This is a genomic window from Actinoplanes sp. NPDC051411 (assembly GCF_040682075.1).
Taxonomy (GTDB): Bacteria; Actinomycetota; Actinomycetes; order Mycobacteriales; family Micromonosporaceae; genus Actinoplanes.
In genome coordinates, this window is sequence record NZ_JBFBAD010000093.1 from 18,535 (window position 1) to 38,578 (window position 20,044).

Below are 20,044 nucleotides of genomic sequence, written 5' to 3' on the forward strand. Positions count from 1 at the left end.
GGTCGTCACGGGATCAGGGCCTCTGCTGTCGTGGCCGGATCCGAGAAGTCGGGACCGGGCGCCCCCGCACCGGACGCCGCGACACCGCCGGCGACCAGCACCCGGGTGTCGGCGAGCTCGGCGATCGCGAACGCCGAGCGCCCGGTGCGCATCCCGGCGCGGGTGGTCCAGCGGTCGCCGGCCGGGTCGTAGGCGGCCACGTACCGGAAGCCGGCCGTCTGCTCGGGACCGCCGGTGCCGCCGAGCACCAGCACGAGGCCGGAGCCGGTGAGCAGCCCGCGGTGCCCGGTGCGGCCGCCCGGCATCGGCGCGGCCGGCGACCAGGTGCCGTCATGGGGGTCGAACAGCTCGGCGGTGGCGAGGCTGTGCGGGTCGTAGGTGCCGTCGGACGCGGTGACCGCATCGCCGCCGGTGACGAGGACCCGGCCCGCGCCGAGCGGGGTGGCCTGGTGGCCCTTGCGCGCGGTGGCGAGGCTGCCGGTCGCCGACCAGGTTCCCGGACCGACGGCGTACACCTCGCAGTAGGCCAGCGCGGCGGCGTCACCCTCGCCGGTCGGCCGGGCACCGCCGACGACCAGGACGCGGCCGGCGTCGAGCGGCACGGCCCGGTGACCGCTGCGGGCGTCGAGCATCGGCTCAGCGGGAGACCAGCTACGCGCATCCGGGTCGAACAGCTCCACCGTGTCCAGCGCGCTCCCGGAGGCACCCGTGCCGCCGGCGACCAGCACCCGTCCACCCGTGATCACCGTCGCGGTGTGGCCGAACCGGGCACTCCCGAGCCGGCCCGGAAGCCTCGACCAGGCGTTGGTGGCCGGGTCGTAGAGCTCGGCCGAGTCGAGCGCCGTACCGTCGACGTCCCGGCCGCCCGCGATCAGCACCCGGCCGTCGCCCAGCAGCGTGGTCGTGTGCAGTTCGCGGGCAGTCGTGGGCGCCGGCCCGGCGGACCAGGAGTTGCCGGTCGGGTCGAACAGGGCCGTGGTGACCCCGGCGATCAGCACCCGCCCGCTGCCGAGCACGACCGCGTCCACGCCGGACGCCGGCGCGGGCAGCGTGCCCGCGTCGGTCCAGGTGTCGGGGACCGCGGGCGGCGCGGCGGCCTCGGCGGCCGGGATGACGTGCAGCCGGCCGTCGAGGGCGGGGTCGGCGGCGACGAACCCGGCGAGCGCGCCGGCCGCGGCCGCCTGGCTGCGGAAGGTCGCGGGCGGGAACGCCTGGATGTTGCTGCGGACGTAGGCGACGACGAACCGCTGGTCGCCGACCGTCACGGTCTCGTCGGCCGGGAACGGCTGGCGCAGCGAGGCCTCCCGCTGCGACAACGGGCCGCGGCTGGTGCTGCTGCCGCTGAGCAGCTGGTCGAAGAGCGCCCCGTTGATGTCGTGAAAACGCGTGACCGGTGCCGCACCCCCGCCCGCGGCCAGCGCCGTCCGCCGCCGGGCCGCCCGCGGACCCGCCGGCGCGCCGCTGTCCACGACGTGCAGTTCGTAGCGGGCGCTGCGCCGAACCACCCGGGCCGTTTTCAGCGCGGTGCCGTCGGCACCCAGCTCGAGCCCCGCGTCCTGGGTCTCGTAGCCGGGCCGGGAGAGCCGGTCGGCGTCGCTGAGGTCCTGGAACTGGCCCATCGCGAACTTGTCGCCCGGCACCGACAGCCGCCGCAGGCCGCTGCCCACGACCGGGTCGACGCTGAACTGCCTGCCGTCGGCCGCCACCTGCCCGCCGACCCGGTCGATGCGTACGTTGAGCGGCAGCGCCCGCTGCCGGATCGTCAGCGTGCCGAGCGGGTGCAGGACCAGGTCGTCGCTGTCGGGCAGCCGCCGCAGGGTGACCAGCGACTTGCCGCTGCCGGTCGGCAGGTGCGTCTGCCAGCCCTCGGGCTTGACGATCTCGCCGGCCAGCAACGGCAGCACGAGGATCGACGGCAGCGTGGTGGTGATCGGGTCGGACCAGGTCAGGTCGAAGTCGGCCGAGATCTCGAAGAAGAGGAACCCGATCGAGCCGCGGCCCTTGGCGTGGTACGGCGACGGCCCCTCCAGCTGGAAGCGCAGGTCGATGTGGAACAGGCCGACGCCGAACGCCTTGAGCGAGAGGCTGCCGCGGCTGGCGCCGCTGAACCGGAACGGCGACCGCTGGAACAGGGCGTCGACGCCGAGGTGGCCCTCGATGCCGAAGTCGTCGAAGCCGAGCTTGATGTGCAGGTCGCCGCCGAACTGGATGGTGTTGCTGGTGATCGCGAAGTAGCCGGAGAGCCGGATCAGCTGACCGTCGTCGTTGAGCAGGTCGACCGCGAGCCGGTCCGGCACCGCGAAGGGCAGCTGCGGCGGCCGGTACGACGGGTGGAACCCGCCGACCGTGATGATCAGGTCCTGGTTGTCGCCCCACGCGACGAGCAGGCCCATCCCGCCGTCGAGGGGAAGGCCGAGCACGTTGGAGTCGAACAGCCGGGCGCTGAACCACAGCCGGTTCTTGTCCGGCTCGAGGGCGCCCGCGAACGCGACCTGGATCGTCACCAGCGGCAGCCGCGGGCTCGGCAGGATCGCCCGGAGCACGCCCAGCACCGCGATGTTGCCGGGCACCTCGATGACAAGTGCCAGCGACAGCGTGACCAGCGGCGGCGTGCCCCAGGCGATCTTCGCCATCGGCCCGATCAGGAACGTGCCCTGCTCGGGCGGGAAGAACGCGTTGAGGTCGGACAGGATCCGCGGCGCGTTGGCGATCACGTCGCGCGGGAACATCACGGTCTCGATGGCACCGGTCTGCACGCCCTGGCTCAGCGCCTGCAGGTTCATGCCGCGGTTGAGCCCGATGAGCCCGCCGACCGCCTGCAGCGTGAACCCGAGCCCGAGCTGAATGCCGGTCCCGAACTCGGCGGTGATGACCGCCAGCAGCGAGAAGCCGGATGACCCGTCGGGCATACGGGTGCTGATCAGCCCGATCGCCTGCAGTTCGAGGAAGCCCGCGAACTCCAGTGCCATCGCGCCCGCGTACTCACCGCGCGCCGGGTCGTACGAGAGGAACCCGCCGCCGGCGACGACCCCCACGTCGATGCTGAGGCCGGCGCCGGCCGGCGGCTTGAACCCGAGCGAGACGTCGACCGGCCCGAGGTTCCCGTCGTGGTTCGGCTTCCCGCTGATCACCGCGGTGAGCCCGATCCGGTCGACGACCGCGGTGATCGGCCCGAGCGTCGCCTTGAAGCTCGCACCGAGGCTGATCGGCAGATCGCCGCCCGACGGCGCCGCGGACACGGTGAACCCTTGAACCTCGACCGGGCCGATCCGCTCGCGCGCCGGAATCTGAATCTCCAGGTTGGACGTACCCCGGAAGTAGAACCCGTTCCGGTGCGACACCCCGACCGCGAGGTCGCCGCCGACACTGAACCCGTCCGCGGGCAGCAACGCCCCGATGAACCCGTCGGCGTCGTCGGGCCGGAAGACGAACTTCAGCCCCTTGAGCTCGAACTCGGCGAACGGGTCCACGTCGTCGCCGTCGAGCCGCACACCCCCGGTTCCGGCCACGGTCGTGAACTCGAGCCGGGTCCCGCCGGGTTTACCGAGCACCAGCACCGGCTCTTTGCCCTCACCCGTACGCTCGGCGAGGACCTCGATGGCGCCGGTGTCGTGCACGGGCACCCCGGCGTCCGACTCGAAGCCGAGGATCATGTCGACGCCCCGGCCCGGCCGGACGACGATGCCGATGCCGCCGTTGAGGTCGAGATCGCTGCGGATCGTGACGGTGATGTCCGGCCCGAGCTCGAAGCGGAACCCGAGGACGCCGTCGAACGAGGGCAGCAGGGCGAAACCCGGCGGATCCGACGGCACCTCGATCAGCCGGATGTCGGCCGACATGCTGGTGTTCGCGTCCGAGCGGGTGAAGACGACGCCGCGCAGGGCGCCGACCGGCGCGTCGCCCGGCTCGCCGGGGAGTCCGCGGACGGCCTCGGCGGTGCCGGCCACCACCGCCTCGGCCCGGACGTCGACGCCGAGCGTGCTCACCAGGTTGTCGACCTGGGAGGCGAAGGCACTGAAGTCGAAGTCGGCGGTGCCCCAGCCGAACGCGTTGCGCAGCACCTGTGACGGGTCGCTGAGCACGCGAGGCAGGTCGGCGACGTCGAGGCTGAGCCGGGTGTAGGCCGGGCGGTTGCCCGCGGGCGGCGTGTAGGTCGCCTTGATCACGCCGAACGCGCGCAGGGCGAACGCCAGGCGCGGGCGGAAGCGCTGCAGATAGGTGATGATCAGGTGATCGAGGAGCTGGCCGGGGAAGAGCGCCGGGAAGTTGTCGGCGACCAGCGCCGGCGGGAACTGGGACGCCGGGGCGGCCGAGACCGCCCGGATGCCGGAGACGACGCCCTGGACGGCAGTCAGCGTCCGGGCCACTTCGTCGGGTGAGAACCGGGCCTGCCGCGGGTTTCCGAGGCCGCCGCCGAGGTTGAGGCCGCCGTCGCCGAGCAGGCGGCGCAGCGCGTCGTACAGCGTCGTCACGGCGGCGGCGACGCCGGTCAGCGGCTGCGGGATGGCGCTGACCTGCCAGCCCAGCTCCTGCACGAAGCCGGCGAAGGCGTCGGCGGAGCTCAGCGCCGCGCGCAGCGGCAGCAGCGCCTGGCCGACCTCGGCCAGGACAGTCTCGATGGTGCCCTGCTCAGATGTCGTCATCTTCGCTCGACTTCGCGGTCGGATAGAACTTGTCGGACAGGATGCGGTGCATGCCAGGGTCGACACGGTTGACGATCAGCCACTTGCAGACGAAGCAGTACTCGGCGCCGTCGTCCTTGTTGCGGTTCTCGTCCTTGCCCCGCTTGAACCCGGAGATGGTCACGACGGTGCCCCCGGTGGTGGTGCTGCCCGGATCCGAGTCCTCGGTGGCGTGGTTGCGCATTTTGCAGGCGCCGGCCGGGCGGTAGCGGCCGGCCGCCTGATGCAGGGCTCCCTCGTAGACGCCGATCACCCGGTACGCCTTGCAGGGCGCGCGGAACCCGTCGAAGCTCTCCGGGTCCTCGGGCACGTTGGAGGCCTTCGTCTTGTCCTTGTTCGGGTTGAGCGGCTGCAGCGTGGAGCGCATGTGCGCCAGCACCTTGCGGTCGGCCGCGAGCAGCGGCGTGCCGGTGTTGTTACCGAGCGGCACGAAGAGCACGGACCCCGCGAAGAAGGTGGGCGTCGGTTTCGGGATCGCCGCGCCGGTGAGCGTGATCTGACCGGCGGACTCGTCGATGTCGCCGACGATCGACAGCCCCTCGATGAGGTCGCCGAGCGGAAGCTGCTGATTGGGCAGTCCGTCAATCGTGATCAGGCGCAGGGACACCAGCAGGTTCGGGAAGTCCGCCCGCGCCTGGACCCACTGGCCGACGTCGGCCGGATCGATGGTGACCAGGATGTTGCCGTTGGGGAGGTTGTCGGTCGGCGTCACCACCCGCGACGAGAACGCCATGCGCGGCAGGGTGAGCCACTTGACCCGGTCCGGGTCGATCGGGCTGGTCGCCGGCGAGGGCGGGACGGTCTGGGGCGGGCGCGGCTTGATCGACGCGAGAATCGCGATGTTGTCGAATCCGGCGAGGTCCTGGTCCACCGCGCCGGCCGGATCCCTGGGCTCGGCGCCCGGGAAGTCCTCGTTCTCGTCGCCGAGGTTGAAGCTGTGCCCGATCTCGTGCCCCACCTTGTTGATGACGTCGTCGAAGTCGACGGAGACGCCGTCCACGGTGCGCGGCAGCTCCCGCGGGTCGCTCGGGTTCGTGTAGGCGACGGAGAGGACCGTTTTACCGTTGACGCTCTGCGCGGTCATGCTGAAGTTGTTGATGTTGCGGCCGCTGTGGAAGTCGTCGAGGACGATGATCGCGACCAGGCCGCGACTGCGCTGGAACTGGGTGTCCTTCGGCGCCCACTGCTGCCCGATCGGGAACGTGTGGCCGGCGGCCGAGAACTGCAGCCCGCCGAAGAGGCGCGCGACCGCGTTGTTCGGGTTGGTCGGCTCGGTCTGGGCCTTCTGATCCGCGAGGGCGTACAGCTCCGGTGGGTGGCGGCGCGGGTCGTTGCGGATCTCCCGGTGCGCCACGCGCTGCGGGTTCCAGAACTCGTACAGCCGCTTGACGAAGACGGCCATGGTCATGGTGCCGTCGTCGCCGGGAGGCTGATCCTGATGGATGCCGTCGGGGAACCGCGAGGAGGCGCGGTCGGCGAGCCGCCGCCCGAGTTGGAGCCCGAAGACGGTGTCGCGGGCCTGGACGATGCCGGGCGACTCCTGCTGCCAGGCCCGGATCAGGTCGTCCGACACGTTGTCCGGGTTGAACGTCGACGGCGGCGCGGTCAGGCCCTGGGCGCGCCAGAGGTTCCGCAGGACCGCGGGATCCCGGTTCTCGCCTCGCCGGGGAAGGCCCACGAACGCCACGAGCTGCTGGGGCGAAAAAGTATTCGGGAACGGGTCGTCGGGCGGGAACGGTGCGCCCTGCGGCAGCACCTGCTTACCGTTCTGCACGAGGGGCCTGTCCAGCACCCGGAAGGCGGGGGTCAGCGCCCGCTGACGCGACGGCAGGAAATGTTTGAAGACGTTGAAGCTGTCCTTCAGCAGGCCGTACGGCTGGTGGCGCTGCTTGGTGAACAGCTCCTGCTGGACGCGTGCCACGATCTTGTCGAAGAGGTCCCGATCCTCGTTGAGAAACCCTTCCGCCAGGAACAGCAGATTCTGCCGGTCCGGGGCCTGGGCATAGCCCGGCGCGGCAACCGCCTGCAGGTCCGTACGCGGCGTGTTGTAGTCGACGACACGTACCGGAATGGCGGCAGTGGCCCCGAGGAACTGGCCCCGCACCTTGGGGATGTGGTCGTTGTCGGCCCCGGGATCGGTCGGCTTCAGACCGAGCAGCCGTCCCTGGCCCGTAACCGTGAACGTCGACGCGTCCGTCGAAGTCAGCTGCACGAAACCGTGGCCGGTGATGTCGCCGATCAGGTCGGCTCCGGTGTCCGTGTCGTCGCTGAACCGGGCGAAGATCGACGGCTGGGCGTGCGCGAACTGGTCCTGGGCGGTCGTGATCGACTCCGCCCCGAACCACCAGGACTCGATCGTGCGGTGCACCTGCAGCCGGGCCACGATGTACTGCTGGTCGAGGCGGATCTGGAACAGGTAGATGCCGGGGGTCGTCGCGGTCAGCCGCACGCTGGTGGCGCTCGCACCCTGCACGGCGGTCGGCAGATTGTCGAGCCGGTGACCGGTGTCGAGGTAAGGCGCGAGGAACGCGAAGTGCAGGTTCGTGAACGGGACCGGCGTCATCTTGTAACGGGACGCATCGGTGGTATCGGTTTGGCGCTGCCACACCTGCAGCTCCAGCGCCGGGGCGTTCCCGGTCGCGAGATGCAGGTCGCAGTGCGGGAAAAGCACAAGGTCGTCAACTACTGGCGGTGGATTGGCCACGGTTAGCGCCCCCCTTGTCGCTCCGTTGGCCCCCGACCGTATTTCCGAGCGCTGAAGCGGCGCTGACACCGGGCTGAAACGCGGTTCCGCACCGATGTTGAGCAGGTGCCACCCAGCGCGGCCGCCATTGTTGTCACCAGCCCACGGGTCGCAACCTGGCGACCAGCAGGAACCCGCAGTTATCCCAGGCGCCGTAGCGCTGTCTCGACAGCGGCCTCGACCCGGGATGTCATGCCGGGCACATCGATGGGACGGCGCCCGGCGACCTGACCACGGATCCACTTCGGCCCGCTGTCGTCATAGTGCAGCAGGGCATACAGGTCCCACCACGGATCGAGAGTCACCCCGGCGATCGACTCGTAGAGCGACCGGAGCTGCTCCGACCACTCGGGCGAGTAGAGCGCCGCCAAGTATCGCCGGCAGTGTCCGACGTCAATCGCGCGCGACCCCCGATGGATGGAGTTCCAGTCGGTCAGTCCGGTAATCCTCCCGCGCGACCACAGCATGTTGACAGGCAGGAGATCGCAGTGCAGAAAGACGGCAGTGTCCTTCGGCGGCGGCGCCGCCATGACACCGAACGCCGCCTTCCACACAGCCGGCTTCCGTGCGTCGACCGGCACCCGAAACCCGTCCAGAGGAGCGATCCAAGAATCCGTCCAAGGTCGGAACGTCTTCGCGGGCAGATCGAGGGAATGCAGCAATACGGCAATCTCCGCGATCCTCGTCATCCACGACCGAGGCTCCGCCGGATTGAGGTGAACATGCCCCCGCAGCCGGGTCATCAGCAACGATGGCGCGCCTCCCGTCGAAGCGCCAGCAACATCAGCGGCCAGGAGACTCGGAACCGGGAGCCCGCTGCCCGCCACCACACCAAGGTTGACGATCTCCTTCTCCAAGTTCTCCTGCAGGCCGAGCCCGCCCGGGTACTGCCGCAGTACGACGAACGTTCGCCTTCCACGTCGCTCGACAGTCAGCCGATTCACGGCCGAACAGACGCCACCGGTCAACCGGCGACGACCAACGACGCGACTGCCTCGGCCCATCGACGCGGCAACCCAGGCGAGAGTCTCCACGGAGGGCCGGCGCTGCCTGAACCCGCCATCCCTCCAGTCGCCGTCGGTCATGAGCGCGAGCCTATTCGTCACGGGCCTGCGGCGATAAGGGCTTTCTAACCGCCAGAGGCAGTGACCCGGGCTGCCGGTTGAGGCTTGGTCGACCGCCGGCGACAGACACGCTGGAGCAGCTGAAAGCGACGCCCCCGGCCGCCAGGCTCATGCATCGACTCAGTGTGGCTTCCGGGTATTTTGTTCGGCGTCGCGTCGTAGCCGTGTTGCGCGCATCGTGTACATCGGAAGCGGTGCCAAGCGCTCGACCCCTGACCCCGGACGCTCGAGGAGCGATGTTTGAGTAGGCGGAACGGTCGGCGAGGAGATCGTCCACGCAAGCAACGATCGACGGCGCGCAGCGGCAAACCCGACACCGCGGTGACCCCCAATGGCGGCGACGAGGAGCGGAAGGCGAGCGCGGAACGGTTCGACCGGCTCATGGAGCGGGCGACGCATCCGGGACTTCTGACGTACGCGTTGGCCTTCGTCGTCATCCTGGCGGCTTGGAAGTGGCCATTGGCGATCGCCGACCCGACGTCCGTCCACGGCACGGTACGTAACGTCGTCCCATGGATCGTCGCGGGCGTAACGGCGCTGTGCTTCTCGACGCTCACCACGCTCCTCTACAGTTTGGCCCTGGCCAGAAGCTCTGAGGCGGTCAAGAAGTTCGCGGCGGCCGTGCTGAACCGGGCCGGCGTGGGTGCGGCGCTGGGCGCTTTGGTCAGCATCCGCGTCGCGCCCGCGCTGCTCGGGAAACCGAACCACGAAACCGAAACGCCCTTCGCGGACTACCTGAGCAACGCCGGGAACATCATCACGATGTTCACCTTCATCTTCATCGCCACGACGTGGCTCTACTCGCTCGTTGCGCTTGGTACGGCCAGCGCCGCCTTCGTTCGGCGCATCCAGTGGCTGCAGCAGTTCTCGGACAGCTGGGTCGTCCAGAGGCTGCTTCCAACGGCGACCATGCTCGTCATCAACCTGTATGCGTTTCTCCTGGCGCGGATCGTGTACTTCGAGATACACCGCCTGTGACGGGACGCCCGAGGCTGCGACGCGCCGTTGCGGCTGCCATACCAGGTCCAGAGGTCAAATCACGGCGTGCCGTCCTGAGAAAGGCATAACGACGACCACCCGCACGACAACGGACGTGACCATGACCCATGGGCACGCACGACCGGACGACGGACCAGCAGACCTGGCTCAGACCAACGGCCAAGATCGTCACCTAATCACTACTCTGTCCATCGTTATATCGCGGAGCGTATTACGCGAGAAGATATGCGGCTGCTTCAGCCCACAGTGAGCCAGACGAGGCTGCCCAGCCCGGCGACGATGCAGTAGATCGCGAACGGGGTCAGGGTCCGGCGTTCGAAATACCGGGTCAGGAACCGCACCGCCAGGTATGCGGCGATGAACGAGGCCAGGCTTCCCGCCAGAACCTGGCCGTGGATGCCGGCGCCGAGCGGGCCGAACAGGTCGGGGAGCTTCAGGACGCCGGCAGCCAGGATGACCGGGGTGGCCAGCAGGAACGAGAATCGAGCCGCGTCCTCGTGCGAGAGGCCCTTGAGCAGGCCGGCGCCCATCGTCGCGCCGGAGCGGCTGATGCCGGGCAGCAGGGCGAGGATCTGGGCGCACCCGATCTGCACCGCGCGCCAGAACGAACCGGTCGCGAGTCGTTCGTCCGGGTCGCCGGGCGTACGGTCCTGGACGTCGACCAAGGTGTGGCCGCGACGCGCGCCCTCCGATCCGCCGGCCGCCGCGGCGGCGGGTGATTGAGCCCGGGACGCACGCCGGCGCCGGCGTTCCGCGCCGAGCAGGATCAGACCGTTGAGCATCAGGAAGACCGCGGCTGGTTCAGGGTGGGCCAGGTAGGTGCGGAAGGTGTGTTCGAGCAACAGGCCGGTGATCCCGACCGGGATCGTGGCGAGCACGATCATCCAGGCGAGGCGCTCCTCGGGCGTGCTCACGCGGCGGTATCGGACGGAGGAGACGAATCCCCCGAGTATCCGCAGCCAGTCCCGCCAGAAGAAGACGAGAAGCGCCTGCAGTTCCTCGCCGAGTCGCTGTTGCTCTCCGCCCTCGGCGGCGTCGCCGGGGTGCTGGTCGGCGTCACCGTCACGGCCGGGTACGCCGGCGCCCAGGGATGGCCGGCGGTCGTGCCCGCCTGGGCCACCGGCGGCGCGGCCGGTGCCACCGTGCTGATCGGCGGGATGGCCGGCCTCTACCCGGCGATCCGGGCCGCCCGCCTCACCCCGACAGAAGCGCTCGCCGCGCCATGACACCCGTCAGTGAAGTCACTGTCGCGGCGGCCCGCCGCGCCTGATGGCGCATCCGCGGCAGCGGCCGCATCACCGCCACTGGACCCAGGCGTACGGGAGCGAGGTCTTACCGCGGTGGGCCGGCGGCCCGGTTGCCGAACCGATCGGCGGTTGGGAGCGTCTTGATCATCGGTGAGGTCCTGGCAGCGGATACCTCATGTGTGCTGGTCAGGATCGTAGAACAAGACGCTCGATGACGCTTCCTGCTGGAAGAGAACCGACGGCCACCATGGCGCGTCCGAAGGAACCTGTACCACGGTGGCCCGCCGCTCGAGTTCCGTAGTGAAGTCCTTGTCGAGGATGGCCCGGGCCGATAGGGGTTGGTGCATGAGGAAGTCGCGGGGGCCGAGGTACAGGTAGCCGTCGATTCCCGGGTAGCCCTTGCCCGGGTCCAGCGGCGCGTCTCCAGGCAGCGAGAAGTAGGAGGAGTCCAACTCGCCCAGCCAGGTCCCGTGGAAGGTGGCCAGCGAGGGTACGGGCCAGGACGCCATGCGCCGTTCCAGTACAACGTTGTCCTTCGCGAACCCCAGATGGCCGGTGATGACGAAGGTGGAGTTCGGATAGGTCTGCTCGTAGATCGCGGCGGCGCCGGTGCCGTGCCGTAGGTGGCCGGTGCCTATGAGGATGAGGGCCTTGCGTCGCTTGGCGAGCACCTCGTTCTCCAGGATGGAGGCGATGTGCTGGTCCCGGTCGTCGAGGAACGGGTAGAAGTCGGCGGGGCCCGTCACTTTGCTCCAGTCGATCGGTGGTTCGGGCGCCAGGATCCGCAGCTTCCTCGCCCGGGGCAGCCGTTGGTTGATCCGGCGTACCAGGGGGTAGAGCTGTTCGTAGAAGGTTGAGTAGCCGCCGGCCGCGTTCAGGTCGTTGCGCCACGCCTGCCGTACCTCGGCGAGTGGTATGTCCGCGCCTGCGATGTACTCGTCCACCAGGGGTTGGTACAGCGAGTTGCCGTTCTCCGCGACGATGTCGGTCACGACGTACGGCAGGCGGGGGTTGCCTACCAGGGAGATGAGGAATTCGTCGATGTTCCGGACGCCGTGTGACGGGCTCAACCCGCCCACTATCGGATACGTGTCGAAGGCTGCCAACATGGCGTCCTGAGCACCCCGGGCCCTGTTGCGGCGGGTGCGTCCGCGGCTCCGGGCGGACCGACCGGCGCCGAACCGGCCAGGGCGCTGCCGGCCAGCATGGTTGTCCCGGCGCCTGCCAGGAAGTTGCGACGTCGCATCGGGTGGTCTCCGTTTCTTGGTCGTCCCGCGTCAGCGGGGGCGGTGGCGGCTGATGCGACGCTGTTTATGCGTCGCGGAGGTGCAGCAGGGCTTATGCGTCGCGGAGGTGCAGCAGGGCTTATGCGTCGCGGAGGTGCAGCAGGGCGCCGCCGGCGAGCAGCGCACCGGCGGCCCAGGCGGCCAGCACGCCAAGGCCCGCCCATGGGCCGATGGGCAGGCTGTGCAGGTCGACGGTGGCTTGGATGGTGAGGCCGGCGTTGCTGGGTGCGATCTGCTGGAGGTGCCGCTTCAGGGTGGGGTCGGTGACCACCTGCAACACGATCGGGAAGAGGTAGAGCAGGCCCAGCACGGTGCCGATGGCCGCGGCGGAGTCACGCACCAGGGTGGCGATGCCGACGCTGAGCAGGGCGATGAGGGCCAGGTAGAGGACCGAGCCGGCGGCAGCGCGCAGCGTGGGCCCGTCGCCGATTGAGAGCGGCGGGTAGCCCCGGGCCGTGGTGAAGCCATGGCCGGGCAGGATGAGCCGCCCGGCCAGCACACTGCCCAGCACCCCGACCGGCGCGGCCATGAGAACGGCAGAGGTGAGGATGGTGGCCTTCGCCGCCAGTACCGTGGTGCGCCTGGGCATCGCGGTCAACGTGGTATGGATCATGCCGGTGCTGTATTCGTTGCTGACGGCCAGCACCGCGAGCATCGCGACGACGGCCTGCCCGAGCTGGACGCCCGTGAGGCTGAGCTTGGTGGCGTCGACACCGCAGTTGCCGGCCGGGCAGCGGGTGGCGGCGAGCGAGGCGGCGCTCAGCCCGGCCGTCAGGACCGCCGCGGCCAGCAGCAGCCAGCCGGTACCGGCCACTGTGCGCAGCTTTGTCCACTCCGCGTGCAGCGCGGTCCCCATGCTGGTTGCGCTCATGCGTCTCGGCGGCGCAGCAGGTAGCCGGCGGCTGCCAGGGCCAGGGCGGTCCAGACGCAGAGCACCGCGAACCCGACCCACGGCGAAAGCGGGTAGAACCCATGCATCGGGCTGTAGGTCTGGTCCACCTGAGCGTATGCGGGGACGGTCTGTTGCACGGCGAGCGCGGCGGCGGGCATGAGCCGCAGCACCCACTGCGATGCGCCGGTCGGCAGCACACCGGCGATGCCGAGCAGGTTCGGCAGTGCCACCAGCACGATGACGACGGCGACGGCGGCGGCGCCGCGTCGCAGCATGGTACCGACGGCCAGGGCGAGCACGGCCGCCACCGCGAGCAACGCCGCGGTACCGACGATGACGCGGGCCTCGGTGAGCGCGCTGATCGGCTCGACGAAGCTGCCCTTGGCCGCCTCCAGGTGCTCGCCGACCGGAACCGTGATCGCGGCCGCGAGCAGCGCGGTCACGAACGCGACCGCACCAAGGACCACCGCCTTGGCGGCCAGCACCCGGCCGCGGCGCGGGCTCAGCAGCAGGCTGGTGCGGATCAGGCCGCGCCGGTACTCGGTGGTGACGAACACAACCCCCAAGACCGTCAGCACGATCAGCGCGGCGAAGCCGCCGGTGAGCAGTTGCCCCGGAGTGCCTCCGGTGTCGACGTACGGTCCGATGTCACCGCTACCGGTCACCGTGTACATAGTGTCGGTCTGCTGGAATCCGGAGCCGGCGGTGTTGTCCGTCGCGGAATGGATCGCGGTCCCGGTCCAGCCCGGTGTAGACCAGGCACCCTCAAGGTCCGGCTTGTCCAATGTGGCGGTGGCCACGACGGCGCCGCTGCCCACGGAGGAGCTGGCCAGGCCCTGCGCGAGGACGGCCGACTGGCTGGGGGTGGCGGCGAACATGCCGGCCGGGACGCTGCGCGGCAGGCCGGGCAGACGCACCGTGCCCACCCGGGTCCAGCTGCTGCCGTTCAGCGACGCGTACCCGTCGATGGTCTGGCCGGTACGGACCAGCCGCAGCCAGCGCGGGCTGGCGATCGACACGGTACCGGTCGGGCCGGCGATGTCGTGGATGTAGTTGTACTGCATCCGGACCCCGTGTCCGGCGGTCACCATGATCGCCGCGTACACGGATCCCTGGCCGGTGTTCGCCTTGATGATCAGTCCGGCCTTCGCCCACGTCGGGAGACTGTCCGCCGGTACCGACGCGATCGACCCGTCGGTGCCACGGGCTTGTCTGCGTGCGGTCAGCGCGCTGACCCGGGTGGTGATGCTGCCGTCGCCGTCCAGCGTCTGGTGGACGAGGTAGAAGGAGTCGTTGACCGCCTCGCCGCCTGGCCCGGTCGGGATGTAGGGATGCCCGGGGACGGCCGGGCTGTCCGGGCTGGTCTGGACGGTGCTGTCGTTGCCGTTGGCGATCAGCAGCCCGAGTGCCACCATGACCACGGCTCCGGCGGTGGCGGCGATGACCCAGCCACGCACGGTGCGGAATTTGGTCCATTCGGCCCGGATCAGTTGGGTCAAGCCGGCTCGTCCGGCCGGCACGGTGGACCGGTACGGCGTTACGGTGGCGGTCACTGCGCCGCCTCCCTTGCCGTGGCCGCCCGGAACTCCACCACGTCGCGGGTCAGCTCCAGGTAGGCCTCCTCCAACGTCGCCCGGTGCGCCGACACCTCGGAGAACGCCACCCGGTCCGCGCCGAGCACCGCAACGACCCGCTCCGCCGGCAGCCCGCCGACGGTGATGGTGTCGGCGCTGGTGGCGGCCGCTGTGCCGCCCGCGTTCTTCAGCGCGGTCATCGCGTCCCAGCGGGCGGTGGTCCGGACCGTGACCCGGTCCCCGGAGGCGGCGGCGATGAGGTCCGCGACGCTGGTGTCGGCGATGACCCGGCCGCGGCCGACGATGACGAGGTGGGCGGCGGTGTCCTGCAGTTCGCTCATCAGGTGGCTGGAGACCAGCACGGCGCGCCCCTCGGCGGCCAGCGCCCGCAGGAAGGAGCGCATCCACACGATGCCCTCGGGGTCCAGGCCGTTGAACGGCTCGTCCAGCATGAGCACCGGTGGATCGCCGAGCAGGGCGCCGGCGATGCCCAGCCGCTGCCGCATCCCGAGCGAGTAGCCGCCGGCCTTGCGCCGGGCCGGGCCGGCCATGCCGGTCTGCGCGAGCACCTCGTCCACCCGCCGCGCGGGCAGTCCCTGCGAGTGGGCCTGCCACAGCAGATGATTGCGCCCGCTGCGGGCCGGATGTACCGCCGCCGCGTCCAGCAGCGCCCCGACGTCGTGCATCGGGTGGCGCAGACTCCGGTAGGGCCGCCCGCCGATCAGGGCGCTGCCCTCGTCCGCGCGGTCAAGTCCGAGCGTCACCCGCATCGTGGTGGACTTTCCGGCCCCGTTCGGGCCGATGAACGCGGTGACCCGTCCCGGGTTGACCGTGAATGTCATCGCGTCCAGTGCCACCGTGTCGCCGAACCGCTTGCGCAGCCCGGTGACTTCAATGGTTGCCTCAGTCATCCGATCGTCCTTCTGTGTCCGGGAATTCCGCTTCGCCGCTCGTTGTACGCCGGCGCCGGTCTCGGCACGGTGCGCGCGGCTGATACCTGGCTGAGACCCGCGACCTGGCATGCTTGGGCAGGTCAACCGCTGTGTGAAGGAACGGGCCCGCCGTGAGAGTGCTGGTTGTCGAAGACTTCGAGCCCATGGCCCGGGCGATCGTGACCGGGCTGCGGCGCGAGGGCATGGCCGTCGACGTCGTGTACGACGGCAGCTCCGCGCTCAGCCACCTGGCACTGACCGGCTACGACGTCGTGGTGCTGGACCGGGACCTCCCCGGCGTGCATGGCGATCAGATCTGCCGCCAGTTGGCCGCAGCTCGCTCACCCAGCCGGATCCTCATGCTCACCGTCGCCGACAGCCTCCACGACCGAGTGGAAGGTCTCGGCATGGGCGCCGACGACTACCTGACCAAACCGTTCGACTTCCCCGAACTGATCGCCCGCGTACGCGCCCTCGCCCGCCGCGCCACGCCGCCGGTACCCCCAGTGCTGCATCACGGCGACATCCGCCTCGACCCCAGCAGCCGGACCGCGTATCGGGCCGGGCAGCGCCTCCCGCTCAGCGCCAAGGAATTCGCCGTCCTGGAACACCTGCTCACCCGCGCAGGCCGGGTGGTCTCCACCGAAGAACTCCTGGAACGGGTCTGGGACGAGGCCGCCGACCCCTTCACCACCGCGGTCAAGCAGACGATGTACCGGCTGCGGGCCAAACTCGGCGAGCCAACCGTCATCGATACCGTCCGCGACGGCGGGTACCGGATCGGAGAACCAGATGCCTCCGTTGCCTGACCGGATATCCAACACCGTCCTTTTCCGGCCCGCCCTACGGATGCGGATGGCCCTGCTGTACGCCGCCCTCGTCTGTACCTCGGTCATCGCGATTCTCGGCAGCACCTACCTTCTCGCACCCGGCGTGCTCGTACACCGCACCTGGCAACGCGCACCGAATCAACCGGCGCCGGCCACGAGCGGGCATTCCGGTTTCGTCTCCGGATCCATCGGCTGGGAGAAGTTCGGCGGACTGCTCATGGCATTCGCGGTCATCGCCGCGTTCTCGCTCGCGCTCGGTTGGCTGATCGCCGGCCGCTTCGTCCGACCGTTGCGCACCATCATCGGCACTGCGCGGGACATCTCGGCCACCAACCTGCACCGCCGCCTGGGCCTGCACGGCGACCACGACGAGTTCACCCAACTCGGCGAGACCCTCGACGCCCTGTTCGCCCGCCTCGAAGCCTCATTCGAGGCACAACGGCACTTCATCGCCAACGCCTCACACGAGCTGCGTACCCCGCTCAGTGCTGGTCGGGCTCTGCTCCAGGTCGCGATCACCGACCCCGCCCCGACCGTGGAGACATTGCAGGCGACCTGTGAAGAGCTGCTCGAGCTCGGCGAGCGGCAGGAGCGCCTCATCGCGGCACTGCTCACCCTGGCCAACAGCCAACGCGGACTGCAGCGACCGCAACCCGTCGACCTCGCCGACGTCGCCGCCACCGTGCTCCTCACCCGCGGCCCGGAGGCCGAGCGGCGCGGCATCCGGCTCGACGCCACTCTCGCCGCGGCCCCCGTCACCGGCGACCCCAGCCTGACGCAAAGCCTGGTCAGCAACCTCGTCGACAACGCCCTGCGGCACAACGTGCCCGGCGGGCACGCCGAGATCCGCACGGCCACCGGAACCGCCGGTGCGGTCCTGTCGGTCGGCAACACCGGAACGATCGTTCCCGCGAACGAGGTGGAGCACCTGTTCGAGCCCTTCCGGCAGCTCGGCACCCAGCGGATCCAACACGACGAAGGGCATGGACTCGGCCTTGCCATCGTGCGCGCCATCGCCGTTGCGCACGGCGCCACACTCACCACCCACGCCCGCCCAAACGGTGGCCTCGACATCCAGGTCGTCTTTCCACCACCCGATACGTCGCGATGACTCACGTGGTCGGAAAGCTGCGACCGCATCACCGCATCACCGCAACAGCCGGCCACCGCAGCGACGCCTCGCCGCTGTTGCCGCGGCATCGTTGACCGCCCCAATACGCGTAGCTGCGGCCTGCTTTCGTCCGCTCGATCAGGACTTTCCCTGCAGGCGAGCCAGGCCGTCAGGGGCCGCTCCGGCGGCGTCTGGCTCTGGTCGTGGGCGCGGCCGGACCGCAGCTTCGTCGTTGCAAGGGCGTTACGAGATCACTGCGGACCAGCCGCGCACCGGCTGGGTGTCGCTGAACCGGGTGATGTCCTGGTAGATCGCGTCGCCGTGTTCGCTGAGCGTCGCGCCGAAGCGTTCGGCGTCCGCGATCCAGAAGTTGGCGCGGGTCAGGAAGGTGGCGACCGTGCTGAGGGCTGAGATGGGCGTCGCCCGGCCGGCCGGGCCGCCCGCGCGGATTACCAGGCCGTGCGGCGCGGTGACTTGGCCGTCCCATCAGGCCTACGAGTTGTAGGTAGCCGGGGATTAGGTTAGCCTGCCCTCGCTGTCATCCGTCGCGTCGGGAGCACCCATGTCCGCCAGCAAGATCGCCCTGTTGGGCGCCATCGCCGGGTTCACCATCTTCCTGGGACTGCCCGTCGGGCGGCTGCGGAACCCGGCACCGCGGCTGCGGGCGCTGCTCAACGCGGTCGCGGTCGGCATCCTGCTGTTCCTGCTCTGGGACGTCCTCGCGCACGCCTGGGAGCCGATCGACGGCGCGCTGGGCGAGCACCGCTACGGTGCCGCCGCCGGCAACGGCGTCGTCCTGGCCGCCGGGCTCGGCGCCGGGCTGCTCGGCCTGGTCTATTTCGACCGGTGGGTGGCCCATCGAGGCGGCGCCGGCCGCCCGGTCGCGGTCACCGCTCCCCAACCCGTCGCGGTGCCGGCCGGCGGCGTCGCCGGCCCCGCCCCGGCCCCGCTCGCCCCGGCGCCCGAGCCGGCCGGCCGGCGCAGCCCGGCGGGCCAACTGGCCCTCATGATCGCTACGGGGATCGGGCTGCACAACTTCGCCGAAGGCCTCGCCATCGGCAACTCCGCCGCCTCCGGCGAGATCGCCCTCGCGGTGCTGCTCATCGTCGGGTTCGGCCTGCACAACGCGACCGAGGGCTTCGGCATCGTCGCCCCGCTGGCCGCCGCCGGCAGCCGCCCCTCGTGGGGCTACCTCACGACGCTCGGCCTGATCGGTGGCGGCCCCACCTTCCTCGGCACGCTGGTCGGGCAGCGCTTCACCGACGAGACCGTCTCCGTCGCCTTCCTGGCCGTGGCGGCCGGCTCGATCCTGTACGTCGTGATCGAGCTGCTCGCCGTCGCCCGCAAGATGGGAGCGAAGGAGATCACCACGTGGGGCCTGCTGATCGGCCTGCTGGCCGGTTTCCTCACCGACGCGATCGTCACCGCCGGCGGCGCCTGATCCAGATCGGCAGACTCGCGGATTCGGGTCCAGTACGCCTGTCCTCGCCTCGTCCAGAATGGCCTGCCGGACCCACGGCCACCGTGATCACCCTGAGGTCGGCGGCCGTGGGCGCGGCTAGGTCCAGGTCGCTGACCTCGACCCGCTCCTACAAGCTGTAGGGGCGGGTCATCCGTCGTGGCCTGCGCTCAGAGATCTCGTAGCCGGGACGGGTCGACCCGGCCGGCCCAGCGGGTGGCCAGCGACGTCGCCAGTGCGGCGCTCGCGACCACGGCGAGCAGGAGTGTGATGACGGACATCCACGGTATCGCGGGGTGCTGTGGCGGCGGATCGAAGATGCCGGTGAGAACCTTGATCAACTCCTCGGCGAGCACCGCCGCGGCGACGAGGCCGCCGACCGTGCCGGCGATGGTCAACGCCCGCGCCTCGGTCCAGAGGAACCCGGACCGCTGACGGGTCGAGGCGCCCAGCACCGCCAGCGCGTTTGTCGAGCGCCGCCGTTGCGCGGCGCCGACCACCAGCACCAGGCCGGCGCTGGCCGCGGCCAGCAAAATCCCGAAGGCCAGCGTCAGCAGAACCAGCAGCCGGGCATAGATCGCGTCCTCGCGAGCTGCCGACAACGAGGTCTCCAGGTTGTCGCCGACCAGCGCGCCCAGCGGACCTCATGACCGTCCGCTGCGAGGATGCCGGCGAGACCGGAACCGACTCCCTGGTCGTCCTCGACGACCAGCACCTTCGACGGGATGCCCAGGCCGTTCACGAGCGGATCGCTCATATCCGCACGGTAACCCTGCGTGCCGGCGGTTCCACCCCGGCGGTTCAGCGAATCCTCAGCGTCTCCTACGTCGCCCACCTGCTCGCCAAGCCGGGCGCCCGGGACCGGATCGATCTGGTGATTCTGGCCCGCCGCGGCGGCCTGATCGCGCTATTCAGCGTCGTCTCACCAAGGCGGCGATAGCGTCCGCGGCATGGACCGGAGCTTTCTCGTGGTCGGCGGTGCGCTGCTCATGGGGATCGGCACCTTCCTGGCCGTCGCCGAATGGCGGACCTGGCGGCGCCGGCACCCTCGACGCAAGTGATGGCGTGAGAAACCCCACCAGATCAGTGGGGTCAGGAGCAGCAGCGGGCCGGCAACCGCCGCCGACCATCGCACCGCCGTTGATCGGCGTCGGGAGAGGACGAG

General features: G+C 70.3%; 14 protein-coding genes and 1 pseudogene. 6 read left to right on the forward strand and 9 right to left on the reverse strand.

Annotation, left to right across the window (positions count from 1 at the left end):
* Positions 1–5: 5 nt before the first annotated feature.
* The 3 genes from AB0M88_RS37395 to AB0M88_RS37405 all read right to left on the reverse strand — a co-directional run bounded on the left by AB0M88_RS37395 (position 6) and on the right by AB0M88_RS37405 (position 8,510).
* On the reverse strand, positions 6–4,643 hold the full coding sequence (locus AB0M88_RS37395; protein WP_364110567.1) for a DUF6603 domain-containing protein: 4,638 nt from the start codon (positions 4,641–4,643) through the stop codon (positions 6–8).
* Positions 4,630–7,245: a hypothetical protein gene (locus AB0M88_RS37400; RefSeq protein WP_364110568.1), complete on the reverse strand. Its 2,616-nt coding sequence runs from the start codon at positions 7,243–7,245 to the stop codon at positions 4,630–4,632. The genes AB0M88_RS37395 and AB0M88_RS37400 overlap by 14 nt, the downstream gene beginning before the upstream one ends.
* 320 nt (positions 7,246–7,565) lie before the next feature.
* Positions 7,566–8,510 carry an aminoglycoside phosphotransferase family protein gene (locus tag AB0M88_RS37405; RefSeq protein ID WP_364110569.1) on the reverse strand — a complete coding sequence of 315 codons (945 nt, stop codon included), beginning with the start codon at positions 8,508–8,510 and terminating at the stop codon, positions 7,566–7,568.
* A gap of 279 nt (positions 8,511–8,789) precedes the next feature.
* On the opposite strand from AB0M88_RS37405, the gene AB0M88_RS37410 reads away from it, so the two are divergent.
* The gene (locus tag AB0M88_RS37410; RefSeq protein WP_364110570.1) at positions 8,790–9,527 is read left to right on the forward strand and encodes a hypothetical protein; all 738 of its coding nucleotides are present in this window, start codon (positions 8,790–8,792) and stop codon (positions 9,525–9,527) included.
* A 257-nt stretch (positions 9,528–9,784) separates the two neighbouring features.
* On the opposite strand, the gene AB0M88_RS37415 is transcribed toward AB0M88_RS37410, so the two are convergent.
* Entirely contained in the window at positions 9,785–10,636 is an 852-nt protein-coding gene (locus AB0M88_RS37415) for an undecaprenyl-diphosphate phosphatase (protein ID WP_364110580.1), read from the reverse strand.
* On the opposite strand from AB0M88_RS37415, the pseudogene AB0M88_RS37420 reads away from it, so the two are divergent.
* Positions 10,535–10,774: pseudogene (locus tag AB0M88_RS37420) on the forward strand (FtsX-like permease family protein); the annotation flags it as partial. The gene AB0M88_RS37415 and the pseudogene AB0M88_RS37420 sit on opposite strands and share 102 nt — an antisense overlap.
* Before the next feature lie 194 nt (positions 10,775–10,968).
* On the opposite strand, the gene AB0M88_RS37425 reads toward AB0M88_RS37420, so the two are convergent.
* From AB0M88_RS37425 to AB0M88_RS37440, 4 genes are all read right to left on the reverse strand, one after another.
* Complete coding sequence (locus tag AB0M88_RS37425; RefSeq protein WP_364110571.1) at positions 10,969–11,904, reverse strand: hypothetical protein; 936 nt, start codon at positions 11,902–11,904, stop codon at positions 10,969–10,971.
* A 256-nt stretch (positions 11,905–12,160) separates the two neighbouring features.
* Positions 12,161–12,952, reverse strand: a complete 792-nt coding sequence (locus tag AB0M88_RS37430) for an ABC transporter permease (RefSeq protein WP_364110572.1) — start codon at positions 12,950–12,952, stop codon at positions 12,161–12,163.
* Positions 12,949–14,526 carry an ABC transporter permease subunit gene (locus tag AB0M88_RS37435; protein WP_364110573.1) on the reverse strand — a complete coding sequence of 526 codons (1,578 nt, stop codon included), beginning with the start codon at positions 14,524–14,526 and terminating at the stop codon, positions 12,949–12,951. The genes AB0M88_RS37430 and AB0M88_RS37435 overlap by 4 nt, the downstream gene beginning before the upstream one ends.
* On the reverse strand, positions 14,523–15,458 hold the full coding sequence (locus AB0M88_RS37440; protein ID WP_364110574.1) for an ATP-binding cassette domain-containing protein: 936 nt from the start codon (positions 15,456–15,458) through the stop codon (positions 14,523–14,525). The genes AB0M88_RS37435 and AB0M88_RS37440 overlap by 4 nt, the downstream gene beginning before the upstream one ends.
* A gap of 152 nt (positions 15,459–15,610) precedes the next feature.
* Here AB0M88_RS37440 and AB0M88_RS37445 point away from each other — a divergent pair, with 152 nt between their 5' ends.
* The 3 genes from AB0M88_RS37445 (at position 15,611) to AB0M88_RS37455 (ending at position 18,861) form a co-directional block, all read left to right on the forward strand.
* Positions 15,611–16,288 carry a response regulator transcription factor gene (locus AB0M88_RS37445; RefSeq protein WP_364110575.1) on the forward strand — a complete coding sequence of 226 codons (678 nt, stop codon included), beginning with the start codon at positions 15,611–15,613 and terminating at the stop codon, positions 16,286–16,288.
* The gene (locus tag AB0M88_RS37450; RefSeq protein ID WP_364110576.1) at positions 16,272–17,420 is read left to right on the forward strand and encodes a HAMP domain-containing sensor histidine kinase; all 1,149 of its coding nucleotides are present in this window, start codon (positions 16,272–16,274) and stop codon (positions 17,418–17,420) included. Before AB0M88_RS37445 ends, AB0M88_RS37450 begins: the two co-directional genes overlap by 17 nt.
* 562 nt (positions 17,421–17,982) lie before the next feature.
* Complete coding sequence (locus AB0M88_RS37455) at positions 17,983–18,861, forward strand: ZIP family metal transporter (RefSeq protein WP_364110577.1); 879 nt, start codon at positions 17,983–17,985, stop codon at positions 18,859–18,861.
* A gap of 188 nt (positions 18,862–19,049) precedes the next feature.
* On the opposite strand, the gene AB0M88_RS37460 is transcribed toward AB0M88_RS37455, so the two are convergent.
* On the reverse strand, positions 19,050–19,481 hold the full coding sequence (locus tag AB0M88_RS37460) for an FtsX-like permease family protein (RefSeq protein ID WP_364110578.1): 432 nt from the start codon (positions 19,479–19,481) through the stop codon (positions 19,050–19,052).
* A gap of 44 nt (positions 19,482–19,525) precedes the next feature.
* On the opposite strand from AB0M88_RS37460, the gene AB0M88_RS37465 reads away from it, so the two are divergent.
* Positions 19,526–19,819, forward strand: coding sequence for a hypothetical protein (locus AB0M88_RS37465; RefSeq protein ID WP_364110579.1), 294 nt, complete (start codon positions 19,526–19,528; stop codon positions 19,817–19,819).
* Positions 19,820–20,044: the final 225 nt, after the last annotated feature.